13 protein-coding genes are annotated in these 15,467 nt (G+C 41.4%); 7 read left to right on the top strand and 6 right to left on the bottom strand.

The window, feature by feature from the left end:
- Positions 1-79: 79 nt before the first annotated feature.
- Entirely contained in the window at positions 80-655 is a 576-nt protein-coding gene (locus PseudUWO311_RS18240; protein WP_142656661.1) for a GNAT family N-acetyltransferase, read from the bottom strand.
- A gap of 246 nt (positions 656-901) precedes the next feature.
- Here PseudUWO311_RS18240 and hemF point away from each other — a divergent pair, with 246 nt between their 5' ends.
- Positions 902-1,924, top strand: a complete 1,023-nt coding sequence (gene hemF, locus PseudUWO311_RS18235) for an oxygen-dependent coproporphyrinogen oxidase (RefSeq protein WP_142656660.1) — start codon at positions 902-904, stop codon at positions 1,922-1,924.
- A gap of 40 nt (positions 1,925-1,964) precedes the next feature.
- Here hemF and PseudUWO311_RS18230 read toward each other — a convergent pair whose 3' ends face one another.
- Positions 1,965-3,290: a hypothetical protein gene (locus tag PseudUWO311_RS18230; RefSeq protein WP_142656659.1), complete on the bottom strand. Its 1,326-nt coding sequence runs from the start codon at positions 3,288-3,290 to the stop codon at positions 1,965-1,967.
- Positions 3,291-3,405: 115 nt separating this feature from the next.
- Between PseudUWO311_RS18230 and PseudUWO311_RS18225 the strand changes: the two genes are divergently transcribed.
- The 4 genes from PseudUWO311_RS18225 to PseudUWO311_RS18210 all read left to right on the top strand — a co-directional run bounded on the left by PseudUWO311_RS18225 (position 3,406) and on the right by PseudUWO311_RS18210 (position 6,347).
- A complete protein-coding gene (locus PseudUWO311_RS18225) occupies positions 3,406-4,107 on the top strand; it encodes an ABC transporter ATP-binding protein (protein ID WP_142656658.1) in 702 nt (233 codons plus the stop codon).
- Positions 4,108-4,243: 136 nt separating this feature from the next.
- Entirely contained in the window at positions 4,244-5,332 is a 1,089-nt protein-coding gene (locus PseudUWO311_RS18220; protein WP_142656657.1) for an AI-2E family transporter, read from the top strand.
- Between the two features lie 236 nt (positions 5,333-5,568).
- Positions 5,569-5,865: a hypothetical protein gene (locus PseudUWO311_RS18215; RefSeq protein ID WP_142656656.1), complete on the top strand. Its 297-nt coding sequence runs from the start codon at positions 5,569-5,571 to the stop codon at positions 5,863-5,865.
- Positions 5,866-6,026: 161 nt separating this feature from the next.
- The gene (locus tag PseudUWO311_RS18210; protein ID WP_142656655.1) at positions 6,027-6,347 is read left to right on the top strand and encodes a hypothetical protein; all 321 of its coding nucleotides are present in this window, start codon (positions 6,027-6,029) and stop codon (positions 6,345-6,347) included.
- Between the two features lie 81 nt (positions 6,348-6,428).
- Here the strand turns inward: PseudUWO311_RS18210 and opcA are convergent, their stop codons facing one another.
- Positions 6,429-7,550, bottom strand: a complete 1,122-nt coding sequence (gene opcA / locus PseudUWO311_RS18205) for a glucose-6-phosphate dehydrogenase assembly protein OpcA (RefSeq protein WP_142656654.1) — start codon at positions 7,548-7,550, stop codon at positions 6,429-6,431.
- Between the two features lie 149 nt (positions 7,551-7,699).
- Positions 7,700-9,229 carry a glucose-6-phosphate dehydrogenase gene (zwf, locus tag PseudUWO311_RS18200; RefSeq protein WP_142656653.1) on the bottom strand — a complete coding sequence of 510 codons (1,530 nt, stop codon included), beginning with the start codon at positions 9,227-9,229 and terminating at the stop codon, positions 7,700-7,702.
- A gap of 393 nt (positions 9,230-9,622) precedes the next feature.
- Between zwf and PseudUWO311_RS18195 the strand changes: the two genes are divergently transcribed.
- Positions 9,623-11,230 (top strand): iron uptake porin, encoded by a 1,608-nt coding sequence (locus PseudUWO311_RS18195; RefSeq protein WP_142656652.1) that lies wholly within the window; start codon positions 9,623-9,625, stop codon positions 11,228-11,230.
- 55 nt (positions 11,231-11,285) lie between these two features.
- Here PseudUWO311_RS18195 and PseudUWO311_RS18190 read toward each other — a convergent pair whose 3' ends face one another.
- Positions 11,286-11,918: an RloB family protein gene (locus tag PseudUWO311_RS18190; RefSeq protein WP_142656651.1), complete on the bottom strand. Its 633-nt coding sequence runs from the start codon at positions 11,916-11,918 to the stop codon at positions 11,286-11,288.
- Positions 11,911-13,140, bottom strand: coding sequence for an AAA family ATPase (locus tag PseudUWO311_RS18185; RefSeq protein WP_223807631.1), 1,230 nt, complete (start codon positions 13,138-13,140; stop codon positions 11,911-11,913). Before PseudUWO311_RS18185 ends, PseudUWO311_RS18190 begins: the two co-directional genes overlap by 8 nt.
- A 246-nt stretch (positions 13,141-13,386) precedes the next feature.
- Between PseudUWO311_RS18185 and bchD the strand changes: the two genes are divergently transcribed.
- A complete protein-coding gene (gene bchD / locus PseudUWO311_RS18180; RefSeq protein ID WP_142656649.1) occupies positions 13,387-15,435 on the top strand; it encodes a magnesium chelatase ATPase subunit D in 2,049 nt (682 codons plus the stop codon).
- Positions 15,436-15,467 lie beyond the last annotated feature (32 nt).

Genomic DNA, 15,467 nt, shown 5'->3' with positions numbered 1-15,467 from the left:
CTGAAACCTTTACGCGGAGGCTATCATTTTTTGAGCTTTGGGCGAGCGCGAATAATTCATGACACTAACCAATAAAAGGTTACATTAAAAAATCTGGATGTAAAGATGTATGCGATCGCGTAATTGCATACATCTTTACATCCCAAGGACGTTCTTTAGTGAAAACATAATTATGCAAAATCCCTTCAAACTGCATTCCTGATTTCTCTAGAACTCTTGCCGAACTTATATTTTCTACAGCACAATAAGCTTGAATCCTGAGTAATTGCATCACATGAAAGCCGAATGCGATCGCTACATTTACTGCTTCAGTCATCAAGCCTTGCCCCCAATAATCCTTTGACAGAGTGTATCCTAGTTCTGCCCTTCGATGAACAGGTGTAACATGCAAGCCACAAGTTCCAATTAATTTGCTGCTTCCCTTTTCTACTATTCCCCAAGTCATTCCTGTCCCATCGCGATACATTTTAAAAACAAAATTGTTTAAATATTCATAAGTCTCATTAATTGACTGATGCGCTTCCCATAAAGTGTAGGTACTTACTTCTGGATCATGGGCATAGGCAAAAATATCCGCAGCATCAGTAATATCCAATTTACGAAGAATCAATCGTGGTGTTTGCAAAGTTAGAAATTGTTCTGGCAGATCTAGCATCGTTGGGATTTTAATAAAGTCAGCGCGAAGCGCTGACTTTATGATACGAGTTAGCGATCGCGATATTTTGCTACACAATGCTTTACATTTGCCCCAGGCAACACAGACTAAATGTAAAGTATTTAACAGTGATATAGCAATTCTTAATGAGCTTAAGGAATCTCACCAGTAGGCTGAGACTCCTTAAGCTCACAAACTCTTATAAAAATTTTAAGTCCAACCTCTGAAAACTAATACGAAACGATTATGACTATCGCCCCTGTCGCTCCTAGTAAGGTTTTACTCAAAGTTCCTGTTGACTCTAAGACTCGTGTGAAACAGTTCATGCAGGGCTTGCAAGACAACATTTGCCAAGGTTTAGAAGAACTAGACGGCAAAGCAACGTTTAAGCAAGATCAATGGGAGAGACCCGAAGGCGGCGGCGGACGATCTCGTGTAATTACCGATGGTGACTATTTTGATAAGGGCGGCGTAAATTTTTCTGAGGTATTTGGCTCCCAGTTGCCCCCAGCTATTTTGCGCCATCACCCAGAAGTTGCAGGCGAAACATTTTATGCAACTGGGACTTCGATGGTGCTACATCCTAAAAATCCTTACGCGCCGACAGTTCACCTTAACTATCGCTATTTTGAAGCAGGTCCAATCTGGTGGTTTGGCGGCGGGCTTGACCTCACCCCTTACTATGGCTTTGGCGAAGATGCAAAACACTTACACACCACACTTAAAGCTGCTTGCGATCGCCACAATCCTCACTACTATCCTGTGTTCAAACAATGGTGTGATGATTACTTTTACCTCAAGCATCGCGGCGAAACTCGCGGCGTAGGCGGCATTTTCTTTGACTATCAAAATGGCGAAGACGGACTTTACAAAAATAGTAATGACTCAACAACTGCTCAAGTAATGAGTGACGAAGTCGGAGATGTACCTCGTACTTGGGAAGAAATTTTTGCCTTTGTCAATAGTTGTGGTAATTCCTTCTTGCCAGCCTATACCCCGATCGCTAATCGTCGCCGCAATATGGAATATGGCGATCGTGAGAAGCAATGGCAACTATATCGTCGTGGACGTTATGTAGAATTCAACCTCGTCTACGATCGCGGTACTATCTTTGGTCTACAAACAAATGGGCGCACCGAATCAATTCTGATGTCTTTACCTCCCCTAGTTCGTTGGGACTATGACTATCACCCTGAGCCAAATACTCCTGAAGCTGAACTAAATGAGACCTTCTTGAAGCCTCAAGACTGGGTTAACTGGAAAGCCTAATAAAAAAGCACCCCGCACGGGGTGCTTTTTTATTGATTAATCAGCCAATCCAAATACCGTTAGCATAGTCTAACCAATACTGCACTAACCATATACTTGATATTCCTAGTATCCACAAAAGCAATTTACTCACTTTTCGCGATGGAAAACATTGACTTATATAGGCGATCGCAAAAAAGAAATAAGGAGTTCCAAATATAAAACGTCTTAAGCTAGTTAACTTTTGGTCACTAAAAACAATAATAACTGTATGTATTAGAGCAAAATATACACAAAACCAAAATGTATAACTAGTGGATAGATTGTTGGCTGTATGAGTTAAGTTAATACCACTTAAATTATTTGTTTTGTTTGAAAAATTTCCTCTTTTAAAGTCAGAGCCATAGAATGCTAAAAAAGCTGGTGGATAGGCAAAAAGCAATATCCATTGCCAAACCTTTGGAATGACAAAAGTTAGCTTTCTAATATTAGTAGAGATAGAAATTAGCCATGATGTAATTAATAATATAAATGGCAAATATATTGATATAAAATCAGCATAAGTTAATGGAATAAAAAATAAATGAGGATAAAGTCCTAATTGCTTACCCCAATTTTTTTGATCATGAAAAGGGGCGAAAAAATCGCCTCTTGATTCTAAGCAATAATATCCATAGATACAATAACCAACAGCAGAACCAAGGCAAATTACTAGGGTTGCTATGCCATAGGTTTTAAGTATTTTTAAAGAGTCTGTACTATTCTGAAATCTATTTATTACTAAAATTGAGACCAATGCAAATACACAAGCAAATGCTGCTTGTATAAGAAAAGGTCTTGTTAATGAAAGCAACAAAGACAAAATAAATATAAGTATCAATAGATAAATTGATTTAACCTGTTTAACAGGTGTTTTTGAGGTTGATTTAAAATTGCTTAGAATAATTAAAAAAAGCAGGCTTAAAAAAGAAAAACCCCCTTCTGTATAACCAATCATTCTGAAGACTGAAAGAGGATTCATTGCATAGAGTGCTGCAACTAAAGATATTATTTTATAGCTTTTGATATTTTGTAATAGCAGAAATAGAAATAGGGGAATACTCATCAAAGATAATAAGCTACCAAAAACACGAAAATATAATGCAGCATCATCTACTGTTTGAGGTTTTACTAATCTATTAATTAGCCACGACCATAGGGGATAAAATGCATTACAAGTTTGATGTATTGCTAAATTTGAATAATGCTCAATATCATAAAAAAGTTTAGTGGCGGAGTTAGAGAAAAAGCTTGTGAAAATATGTGGATTTATAATGATGGCAATGGCTGTACAAAGAATAAATCCTAATATGATAAAAATTGATGTTAAAAATATACTGAATTTCATTAATGGTATAAATTGAACTTTGAAGTGATGTTTAATTTAGGATGACTTTAAATAGGAAATTAGAGTTAATGTCGATTTATAGGTAAGATTTTACAGCGTAGGAGGTAATTATTAAGTGTTAGACATTAACAATCTAAGCGTTAACTATGGAGGAATTCAGGCTCTGCAAGACGTGAGTTTAACCATAAATGAAGGCGAAATCGTGACTTTGATTGGCTCTAATGGCGCAGGTAAGACGACCACTTTACGCACTATTTCTCGTCTTGTTTCACAGCGATCGGGGCAGATTATTTATAACGGCAAAAACGTTACCAATCTACGACCAGATCAAATAGTCAAAATTGGGATTGCCCATAGCCCAGAGGGGCGGCGAGTATTAGCAAGACAAACTGTGCTGGATAATTTGGAGCTAGGAGCATTTTTGCGAAGCGATCGCTGGGGGATTAAAGCAGATATCGAAAAGCAATTTCAGATTTTTCCGAGGCTCGGTGAACGGCGCGATCAATTAGCAGGGACATTGAGTGGTGGCGAACAGCAAATGCTAGCGATCGCCCGTGCAGTGATGAGTCGCCCCAAGTTGCTATTACTAGATGAGCCTAGCTTGGGACTAGCACCGCAAATTGTGAAAGAAATCTTTAAAACCATTGTTAGCCTTAATGAAGATGGAGTAACAATTTTATTGGTTGAACAAAATGCCACATTAGCTTTACAACATGCTAATCGCGGCTATGTAATGGAATCGGGAGTAATTACGATCGCAGGGCAAGCATCGGATTTATTAGTTGATGAAAGAGTTCGTCAGGCTTATCTAGGATGAAACGACTAGTGGTGATGCATCGCCACTAGTCGTTTGTTTTTTAAGCTTTGTGGGAAACTTTTAGTGAATTTGTGTTTTAACCAACACTTTTAGCGCACAATTTTAAGTAGATACCTAGCGCGTCAAATTGTTTTGTATGATTGAGACCCTCAATAAGTTGCCTCGTTGGTTTTCTCTGGGCTTAACTTTCCCGTTAATTTTTCTGAACGGTTGGTTATTGCTATTGCTTGGTCGAGAATTGCAACCATTAGTCAGCATCCTGATCACAGCGACAGTGATTTCGTTTTTGCTAGATTATCCCATCCGCTTTCTGATCAAATTGAAGGTCAAGCGGGGTATTGCGGCGGGATTGGTAATTCTGATATTTTTCATGGTACTGGGGACATTAGCAATTTTTCTAGTGCCTTTGATTTTGGCGCAGGCAAATGAACTCATAGTCCGTCTACCTGAATGGATTAAGTCAGGGCAGCAACAGTTGCAAATTTTTGAGACTTGGGCGATCGCGCAGCAATTACCGATTGATATTAGTAGCACATTCAATCAAGTAATCGAAAAGTTAACGGGTGTCTTAAGATCGCTAACCAGCCAGCTTTTTAGTATTGTCTTTGGAGCGATCGGTAGTCTGGTCAATATCTTTTTGACGTTGATATTCTCGATTTTTCTCGTCCTGCGTGGCTCATTTCTGTGGAATGGCTTGCTTAGTTGGCTACCTCAAAAATGGAACGATCAGGTTCGGAATTTACTGCCCCGCAATTTTGAGCGCTTTATTGTCGGACAGGTGACTTTAGCGACAATCCTCGGTATTTCCCAAACCACAGCCATGCTGATTTTAGGTGTTCCCCTTGCTCAGCTGTTTGGCTTCGGCATAGGGCTTGCGAGTTTAATTCCCCTTGGTGGCTCTAGCACGATTATCACCGTTAGCCTATTGATTGCTCTACAGAATTTCTGGCTTGGTGTAAAGGTTTTACTAGTTGCAGTGGCAATTATTCAAATTGTTGAAAATGTACTTGGGCCGCGTATTGTCGGAGAGTTAACAGGGCTAAATCCAGTATGGATGTTAATTTCCCTCGATATTGGCTTTAAGCTAAATGGAGTTTTAGGGCTATTAGTTGCTGTGCCGATCGCAGGTTTTATCAAAGGTACTTTTGACACAATTCGCGGTGTGAATGGTTCCAGTAAAGTTGAGGCGATCGCCGAAGCCCATACCGAAGTTACTATTAAATGACACAGAACCACCAAGGAAATTTTTATGAGGATTTACGCAAAATAAATTCCCACACCCTTAGAGTTGCTCCCCGCAAGGGAGCAACTCTAAGGGTGTACTTTTTGTAGGCTTTTCTCTTTAATTGCTCGCGAAAAACATATAAATTCCACCTATATAGATATTTATTATCAAAATAAAGCTAAGATTAATTTTTAGAGGGGAATATCTATTAATTAGCTCAAGATATTCTAAAAACAATGTTCGATTTATTTCTAAGCTTGCCAGTTCAAACTGCCCAAGTTCAAACTATTGCTCAAGCGCAAGCTTCGACTGTCTATCTATCAATCTCCACCACACAATCAACTCGTCAAAATTGCATCAGTTACACAGCTAAAAATTCTACAGGGAGGACGGTAAGAGATGTTCAAGTCAACCGCCGCAATAGCAAAGGTGAAATCTTTCAGAACTATCTAATTGATTCTTTAGCTGCTGGTAAAACTACTTCTTTTGACATGTGTGATAGTTCATTCGTAAATGTTGAAGCAAGACAGTAAACAAAAGGAGTCGCTTAACGACTCCTTTTGTTTACTTTAAGTTTTTGTAACGTATGCCCCAATTAACAGGAACTCCTGTTAATCTAGGTAAAAGAAACATGAGTAGCACTCAAAGCGCCGCTCATGTTTCTCTTTTACAGAACTACTGATAATTTGGGCATATGAAGCGTTTTCGGGATGAATGGATTGATGAATGGTGTCAGGAAAATGGTTGGACTGACCTATTTGTTGAACGTTGCTGCAATTACTGGGCATTTCCACCAAGCTCTGTGATGCCATTGCCGATACCAGACAAGACGCTGCGGGCGATTAAAAATGCCAAAGGAATGAGTGATGATGAAAAATCTTGGACATTTGCTGCGATCGCTATTTCCTGCCTAGCATCAATATTTAGTTTTATTTTAAAAAATCCGCTACCAATTACCTGTGCTTTTGGCTGTGTTGCCTTTATTGTCGGGCAACTAGAAATCGAAGAATTTTAAAAAAAGTGCCTATTCTCATTATGAAACCAATTTTTATAATGAGAATAGCTATAAAAAAAGCTCGCCATGGCGAGCCTTTTTTTATAGTGCTAGTATTTTCGATACGAGCGCAAGACTTTCTTCGTAGAGAGCTTCACGTCCCCAGCGCTGCAATTGTTGCCCAAGAAGCGTATCAGCACTTTGATCTGACAAAGGTGATACTTGATGAACACGATAGTTTTGTGCTCCGCCACCAGCTTCCATCCGCATACAGCCTGTAGATTCTGAGCAAAATACGTTACAAGCGTCCGTATTTTGATTAGAGGCTGTCAAGCGTAAACCAATGAGATCTCCAACTACCTCACCAACATCGCCAATGGGAATTGCTGCTAATTCAGCCTTAACTTTGATGTGGTTTCGACCTTCAAAAATAATATGCTGAATATCGTAATCACCACCCTCAGAGCTACGTTCGATTGGTTCCCATTCGAGACGACTGGCGATCCAGCCGAGAAACATTAGAGCTTGGGTGCTGTTGCCACGTTCGTAGTCTATGGTGATCCCATCAATTTCCCAAACAGCCGAACGGCGATCGGGTTGGTCAAAAGCCTGCGCAGTCAGTTCTTGCCAAGGTGCAAGGCGTTGCCAATTCAAGTCCGCAATTTGCGTACTTGCTTGGATCATTCCCTGTACTTTAAGTAAATCTGACTCAGAATTGGCAAACGTCGCTGAGTCCATAATTAAGCGATCGCTTAAATTTACCAGCTTCTCAAACATGCGTGTATTTGGTGCAGGGCTGTCTTTCCACCACAAAAATACAGGTAGGTCGGGGATCAGTAATTCTGGCAGAATACTATGAACGCGATCAAAGGCACGTTTCGCCCCAGTTAGAGTGATATATTCACCACAAACTAAGGAGCTACGACTTTTTTGGATCGGGCAATAAGCGGCGACCTGTGCAGATATGCCTTGATCTTCTTCATCAAGAGTTACCAAATCGACTACGCGACAAGGACTCTGAGAAACGATAGCATCAACGGAAGTCATCCGCGATACTACATCCATATTTTCTGGTTCATACACCAAAAGATTAAAAGTTGTGGCGCGAGCAGCCGAATTTTCACCATAAGACTGCCAGATTTTGCTTAGCTCCGCTTCGACTTGAGATACCGAGACATCTTTGGGAGCTTGCAAAGATACAACGGAAGTTGCTTGGGTATTCATGGGAATTATAAATTACGAATTACGAATTGGGAATTACGAATTGCAAATTGCAAATTACGAATTACGAATTACGAGTAGGGAATTGGGAATTACAAATTATAAATTTAAGGAAATTAGATCGTAATTCGTAATTCGTAATTCCTAATTGATCAAAGCCGTCGCCACTGTCGTCCATCACGTTCGATCAGTTGTTCGGCTTCAGATGGGCCCCAAGTTCCTGCTTCGTATTGAGGCACGACGCTGGGATCATTAGGCATTTCCCATGCAGTAAGCGCGGGTGTCACCACTTTCCACGCGGCTTCCACTTCGTCACCGCGCGTAAATAGCGTCTGATCGCCCAACATACAGTCTAGCAATAGACGATCATAAGCGTCGGAGCCTTCGATACCAAAGGTTTTACCATAGCCGAAGTCCATTTCTACCGATCGCGATCGCAGGTCGGCTCCTGGCATCTTTGCCTCAAATTTCAGAGCTACGCCCTCATTAGGCTGGATTCTGAGTGTCAGCACGTTAGGTGAAACCTGCTTTGCGGCTGACTGAAATAGTAAATAAGGCACATCACGAAACTGAATCGCAATTTCGCTGACTTTTTTTGGCATCCGTTTGCCAGTTCGTAAATAGAAAGGAACACCTTGCCAACGCCAGTTGTTTACTTCAAATTTCATGGCTACATAGGTTGGCACTAAAGAATCAGGATTAACATTAGGTTCAAGGCGATAGCCTTCTACCTGTTTACCCTTCATCCAGCCCTGTCCATATTGCGCTCGTACACATGATCGCTCTAGGCGGCGTGTATCGGCGAGTCGGGTTGCTTGGATCACCTTAACTTTTTCATTTCGCAGAGAGTCTGCATCCATGGCGTTAGGTGGTTCCATCGCTGTCAAGCAGAAAAGTTGCATCAAATGATTTTGCAGCATATCTCTGAGCGCCCCAGAGTTTTCATAATAGCCAGCTCGATCCTCAACACCAACGGTTTCGGCGACCGTAATTTGGATATGGTCGATAAACTGACGATTCCATAGTGGTTCAAAAATCGCATTGGCAAATCGCAGCACCAAAAGATTCTGAACGGTCTCTTTTCCTAAATAATGATCAATCCGATAAATCTGTTTTTCGTCACAAGCTTTCTGAACTACTCGGTTGAGATCTTGACATGATGACAAATCTCGACCAAAGGGTTTCTCAATCACAAGCCGAGTCTTGTCAGCATTCTTGATCATCCCAGCTTGCCCCAACTTCTCGATCGCATCGGTAAAGTAATTGGGTGAAACGGCTAAATAAAAGACTCGATTACCGCGAGTACCCCTTTCTTTGTCAATTTGATTTAGAAATTCATCAAGCTTTTTATAATCCTCAAGATTGCTCATATCAAGGGATTGATAATATAAGCCTTCAGCAAAATCTTGCCAAATTGCTTCAGCGCCAATACCTACGGAGAACTTTTCTACGCCCTCGCGCATTTGTTCACGAAAGTAGTCGTGACTCCAAGGTCTTCGAGCCACACCCACGATTGTGAGTTCTGGCGGCAACCGACGCTGCTGTTTGAGATGATAGATCGCTGGAACTAGCTTGCGAATAGTCAAATCACCAGACGCACCAAAGATCACAAGGATCAGAGGTTCAGGTGTTCTTTCTTGCTGTAAACCAACCCGTAAGGGATTTTCGAGTATTTGTACCACAGGCTCGTTTGTTGAACGCTAGGTAGATTCTAGCCAATATATTCATTTTTCTAACAATATCGTCTGTTTTCCTTTAGGATCACTTGTCTTAGTTTGGGGATTTACAGCATCGCGGGTCTAAATACCCTCCAAATTAGGGAAAGCACTGTTCAAATCCTCGCATCGTGTATGATAATGATTATCATTCTTGGAATAATAGTCAGATAAATATAATTTCTGGTGTAAGAGTTTGAGTAGGCTTAACGCAAATATTATTGCAATTAATAGTCAAATCTTTTTATTGAAAGCATGATTTATTTGGGTCTAAAAGTTATAAAAATATTTATATTAGTTCTCTTTAATGATATTAGTTACTATTAAGGTTTACGTAATACGCAAGTGAGGAGTTAATCTATGTCGAAAATTTGGTTTGACCAGGTACAAAAGTCTCTAGTTGGCGCGATCGCCTGTTCTGCGATCGGAGTATTGCCCAGCAGCATGTCTAGTGCAGCGGCTCAGTCGTTACCACCAACTAAAGATGTCCTAACGCAAAATGTCACATCCGTTTCACAACTCAGTGATGTACGTCCGACTGATTGGGCTTTTACCGCCTTGCAGTCCCTAGTTGAGCGCTATGGATGTATCGCAGGTTACCCTGATAGAACCTTTCGCGGTAAGCAGGCAACCAGTCGCTATGAATTTGCCGCAGGTTTAAATGCTTGTCTCGATAAAATCAATGAAATTATTTCCGCAGGGCTAGCTGATAAGGTTAGCAAAGAAGATCTTGCCACTTTACAAAAATTGCAAGAAGAATTTGCGGCTGAACTTGCCACTTTGCGCGGTCGTGTCGATACTCTTGATACCAAAATTGCCAAGCTCGAAGCGCAGCAATTTTCAACTACGACTAAGCTTGAAGGTCAAGTGATCGCGGCTGTCTCTGCGGGAAGCTCAGGTAATGATTTTCTGCTGGACTCAACTGGATCGGCGACAACCAATGCTGGCAAAGTCAATGCAACTGTAATCAGCCGTGTACGCCTGAACTTTAAAACTAGTTTCACTGGCGAAGATTTGTTGTTAACCCGAATCGAACTTGGCAATGGCGGAACAGGGCTTAATAATCAGCTAGATGCCCCTGCTAGCTTATTAGGTTTTACAGGATTTGGGAACAGTTCTAAATTTGATTACAGTGGCGCTGGTACGACTGCAACATTAAATCGCTTGCGTTACGATTTCCCGATTGGCAAAGATATCCGCGCTTCGATTGGGACAAATATGTCGCTGAATGATCATCTTGATGCCAATAGCTTTGCTAATGATGAGTCAGCCGATTTTTCCAGTGGAATGTTTATAAATAACCCCCTGATTTTGCCTGTGAATGATGGTGCTGGTGCTGCGATCGCATGGAACTTTGGTGGTAGTGCTTTTACTTTAAGAGCAGGCTATGTAGCCCAAAATGCTAATAGCCCTACTTCTAACGGAACCATCAATCGAGGTTTATTTGGCGATCCCTATCAAGGTACGCTTGAGCTAGAATTTGCGCCAAAAAATGCGAATGATGAGAGTCCGTTTGCAATCCGTTTGCAATATACTCGTGCTTCAGTGAATAATCTGGACTACAACACGGGCGGGGTAAACCTTGAGTGGGCTTTTAATAAATCTGTGGCGCTTTTTGGCCGCTATGGATTTGGCAACATCAGTAATCGCAGCAATGCTATTTCCGCAGCACTCCCCAGCTACACAGTTTCAGGTAATACCTCTCTTAGCCCTCAAACTTGGTCTGCGGGTTTCGCATTTCCTGATTTATTTAAGGAAGGTGCGATGGCTGCGATCGCAGTTGGACAACCTTTCATCGAGAGCAATGTGGGCAATGCCACTCAAACTAATGTGGAGATGTTCTATCGTTTCCCAATCTCTAGCAATATCAGCATCACTCCTGACTTGCAGTTCATTTTCAATCCCAATAACAACAGTGGCAATAGTACCATCACTGTCGGTACATTGAGAACTGTATTCTCGTTCTAGATAAAAACCTCACCCCTAGCCCCTCTCCTTGCAAAGGAGAGGGGAATAAGAAAAATCAGTTGCCCATTCCCAAAAGCATATCGACTAATTGAGAGATACCGCTACAGCAGGGATTTGCATATTCAGCTAGTTTATTTTGTTTGGCTAAGTTATCAAGATCTTTTGCTCTTGCGATCGCATCTTGAGTCAGCTCCTTTAGCTTTTCTGGATAATAGCATCGGGCTTTGTCGTAGTTAGGAATATGCTGTTTTAAGCGGTCTTTTGCTTTATCTCGTGCAATAATCGCTGAGTGAGCTTGAAAATGAATGAGATACCAAAATTCGATACTAGGATTGGTGATTGCAAGATTAATTTTTTGATGTTTAGCAATCTGAATGGCTTGACACCAGTTGGGGCGATTATTGGCGATATGTTCATCACCATCAAAGACTGCCCAAGCTGAATCTTGATCGTCAAACCAAGTCTTTTCGCGTTTTTTATCTTTTCTGGCTTCTAATACTGCGTTGACAACGCTAAGCGGATCGGTTCCATCGTGGGGAAGTATCAAAACTTGTACGGTGGTAAGGCGTAGATCTTGACGAATTGCATTGAAATATTTTGGCTCTGTCTGCTTTCCTTCACAGGCTATCAAAATCTTTTTGCCAACTGTTTTTGTGGGAGCATTTCTTTTGAGAGAAGATTTAGCCATTGTCTTTATCCTTCTCCTCTGAATTTGTTGGCTCCTCATCTTCATCAGAAATAAATGGAACTGCTCCAAATCTTCCATCTAGATATGCTTTGTCAATTGCTAAATCATTACGCACTTTAAAATCGCTAAGTGAATATAGCTCTGTACTTTGGTCAGGACGCTTCTGTGTAAACCAAATCTGATCTCGCCGCAATAAATTATTTCTCTGTAAAGTATTATCGTGACTCGTAAAGATTAATTGAGCGCGTTTAGGGTTTGTTTGTTTGTCTTGAAAAAGTTGAACAATATTGTGAACTATATTTGGATGAAGATTTGAACCTAACTCATCAATTACCAAGGGTAAATATCCTTGAAGTATAAATTCTATGCTAGCAGCCAAATTGAATAAACTTTGAGTACCTGTAGATTCTTCTTCAAATTTCCAAGAAAGTATTTCTCCCTGCTCAGTTTTATGGAATGCTGTAACTTCTATATCCATTTCATTATCTTTTGATTTTTTAATTTGAATATCATGTAAGCCAGTATCAAATTTAATTAAAAGTTTTTTTGCTCTTTCTAAAAATGGAGAAAATTCTGGATTTGAAGTTTGACTAAGATTCCACATAACATTGATATACATAGTATTACTTAAAGCGTTAGCCATAAAACTTGCGCTAAACCATAACGTAAAAGCATCAATTACTTGAATTTCTAGCTTCGAGAAAAGACTTGTGAAAGGCTCACGTTCCTGCAAGTTTTTTTCGAGTTGAATATGTGCGCCTGAAAAATCCGAACCATTTTTCCACTCAAATTTTTGATGTTCTTCATTCCAAAATCGAGAATACAAGAGTCGATATCGTTTTGTAGAGACTAGGGCATATTCTAGCTTTTCTGAAAGTATCCGATTACTATTCAAGATTAAAGAATAAATATATATCGTTCCATCAAATAAAATACGAAGCTTAAAAGAACTTGGACTTTCCCTACTTTGTTGATTTAGCTTAAAAGGTATTAATTCTGCTCCACGATCATAATTTCCCTCTGACATAAACTTGAGCAAATAATTAAGAGCTTTTAAGACATTGCTTTTACCTGAAGCATTAGCGCCAAAGATTGCGATTACTGGCAAAACATCAATATCCCAACCCTCAACGTGAAAAGGCTCGGCAATTTCATCATCAGACTTAATTCGACGACCGCTCTCACTATTACTGGCTTTAGATTTGCTCTTACTCGCCGCCACAGCACTAAGCGTTTCCGCACCCTTAATCGAGCGAAAGTTCTCTACAGTAAAATCTAAAAGCATAATTTTTTACTCAAAAGGCAAAAATACGTGAATAATTCACGCAAATACTATTGTAGCAACCTTTAAGTATCTAATAATGCAGTCTATTATCCTAAATCAAACAGCGCTAGGCTTGCTGACCGACAAACCGCTATAATTGGGAAAATATTTATAATTTCTAAAACTTTTATATAACTCGATCGCATGGTCTTTTCGCCGCCCGCCCCTTCAACAACAAACATCTCCTATACCCCTATCACATTTCCCCTTGCGGCTGTGGTCGGTCAAGAAGCGATTAAAACCGCTTTACTACTTGCAGCGATCGATCCTTGCCTCGGGGGCATTGCCCTCGCAGGTAGACGCGGCACAGCTAAATCCGTACTTGCGCGTGGTATTCATGCCTTGCTACCTCCCATTGAAGTCGCGATCGCCTCTCTGAGTAACTGTGATCCTACTAATCCTGATGAATGGGATGATGCCTTGGTTGAAGCGATGCAGGGCAAAGAGCTTAGCGAAATCGAAACTAAAGTTATCCCTGCGCCATTTATTCAGATCCCTTTAGGAATTACTGAAGATCGGCTGATCGGTTCGGTGGATGTGAGTCGGTCGGTACGTGAGGGACAGACCATATTTCAACCAGGGATTTTAGCAGAAGCTCATCGCGGCGTTCTCTATATCGATGAGATTAATTTACTCGATCCGCAGATTTCTAATTTATTGCTTTCAGTTCTCTCCACAGGCTACAACCAAGTCGAACGAGAAGGCATTAGTTATCAACATCCCTGTCAACCTTTGCTAATTGCTACCTATAACCCAGAAGAGGGGACATTAGGCGAGCATTTGATGGATCGTATTGCAATTAATCTCTCGGCAGATGGAGTTCTCTCCCTCGATCAACGAGTGGAAGCAGTAGATATGGTGTTGGGTTATGCCAATTCCCCTGAAGCATTTTTGAGTAGTTATGACTCGGATATTGATGATCTGCGAACACAGATTATTTTGGCGCGAGAATGGCTAAAAGATATCACAATTTCGAGAGCGCAGATTCAGTATCTTGTTGCGGAAGCAGTGCGGGGTGGAGTCCAAGGACATCGGGCTGAGTTATTCGCTCTGCGAGTAGCTAAAGCGGCGGCGGCGTTGGAAAGTCGGACTCAAGTTAATGCCGATGATTTGCGTCAAGCAGTGGAATTGGTAATCGTGCCGCGATCGCCGCTTTCTCCTGAGCAACAACAACCCGAACAGCAGCAACAGCAGCAAGCACCACCTCCACCGCCAGATCAAGATGATGGCGAACAAGAACAGAATGAAGATCAAGAGGATCAGGAACAAGAACAAGAGCAGGATGAATCTCCTGAAATCCCTGAAGAGTTTGTCTTTGATCCTGAAGGAGTAATTCTTGATCCAGAAGTTCTCTTCTTTGCTCAGTCAATGCAGAAGCAAGGGCGATCGGGTACACGCAATGTTATCTACTCCCAAGAGCGAGGGCGTTATATCAAGCCAATTTTGCCTCAAGGAAAGAGCGATCGCATAGCAGTAGATGCCACACTTCGAGCCTCGGCTCCCTATCAAAAAGCGAGAAGATTGCGCCAACCGCATCGTAAAGTCATCGTTGAAGATGTGGATATCAGAGCGAAGAAGCTGGCTCGTAAGGCAGGAGCGTTGACGATTTTCTTGGTGGATGCGTCTGGATCGATGGCATTGAATCGGATGCAATCAGCTAAGGGTGCGGCTTTACGGATGTTAACCGATAGCTATCAAAATCGCGATCAGATTTCTCTGATTCCCTTTCGCGGTGAAAAAGCAGATGTATTACTACCCCCAACCCGCTCCATTGAAGCGGCGCGTCGTCGTTTGGATACAATGCCTTGCGGAGGTGGTTCTCCTTTGGCGCATGGCTTAACTCAAGCGGTGCGTGTTGCCATGAATGCTCGCCAGTCAGGTGATGTTGGCTCGGTGACGATTGTGGCGATTACGGATGGTCGTGGCAATGTGCCTCTAGCGCGATCGATGGGTGAACCGATTGATCCTGAAAACAAGCCTGATATTAAAGCGGAATTGATCGATATTTGTCGCAAAGTTCGCGCTTTAAATTTAGGGCTATTGGTAATTGATACAGAAAACAAATTCGTGTCTACTGGCTTTGCAAAGGAACTTGCTGCCGCAGGTGGTGGGAAGTATTACCATTTGCCCAAAGCGACCGATCAGGCGATCGCAAATGTTGCGCTCAGTGCGATCGCCGATCTGCGTCAATAAAACTCAATAAAAAAACGCCCGCTATGCGGGCA

Origin of the sequence: Pseudanabaena sp. UWO311 (genome assembly GCF_006937785.1) — a bacterium.
Lineage (GTDB): Bacteria > Cyanobacteriota > Cyanobacteriia > Pseudanabaenales > Pseudanabaenaceae > Pseudanabaena.
This window is presented reverse-complemented; position numbering and strand designations above follow the sequence as displayed.

What these genes read in the sequence shown, in the direction of transcription:
- PseudUWO311_RS18240 (WP_142656661.1), bottom strand. Translation starts at nt 655, where the DNA reads ATGCTAGATCTGCCAGAACAATTTCTAACTTTGCAAACACCACGATTG.
- hemF (WP_142656660.1), top strand. Translation starts at nt 902, where the DNA reads ATGACTATCGCCCCTGTCGCTCCTAGTAAGGTTTTACTCAAAGTTCCT.
- PseudUWO311_RS18230 (WP_142656659.1), bottom strand. Translation starts at nt 3,290, where the DNA reads ATGAAATTCAGTATATTTTTAACATCAATTTTTATCATATTAGGATTT.
- PseudUWO311_RS18220 (WP_142656657.1), top strand. Translation starts at nt 4,244, where the DNA reads ATGATTGAGACCCTCAATAAGTTGCCTCGTTGGTTTTCTCTGGGCTTA.
- PseudUWO311_RS18215 (WP_142656656.1), top strand. Translation starts at nt 5,569, where the DNA reads ATGTTCGATTTATTTCTAAGCTTGCCAGTTCAAACTGCCCAAGTTCAA.
- PseudUWO311_RS18210 (WP_142656655.1), top strand. Translation starts at nt 6,027, where the DNA reads ATGAAGCGTTTTCGGGATGAATGGATTGATGAATGGTGTCAGGAAAAT.
- opcA (WP_142656654.1), bottom strand. Translation starts at nt 7,550, where the DNA reads ATGAATACCCAAGCAACTTCCGTTGTATCTTTGCAAGCTCCCAAAGAT.
- PseudUWO311_RS18195 (WP_142656652.1), top strand. Translation starts at nt 9,623, where the DNA reads ATGTCGAAAATTTGGTTTGACCAGGTACAAAAGTCTCTAGTTGGCGCG.
- PseudUWO311_RS18190 (WP_142656651.1), bottom strand. Translation starts at nt 11,918, where the DNA reads ATGGCTAAATCTTCTCTCAAAAGAAATGCTCCCACAAAAACAGTTGGC.
- bchD (WP_142656649.1), top strand. Translation starts at nt 13,387, where the DNA reads ATGGTCTTTTCGCCGCCCGCCCCTTCAACAACAAACATCTCCTATACC.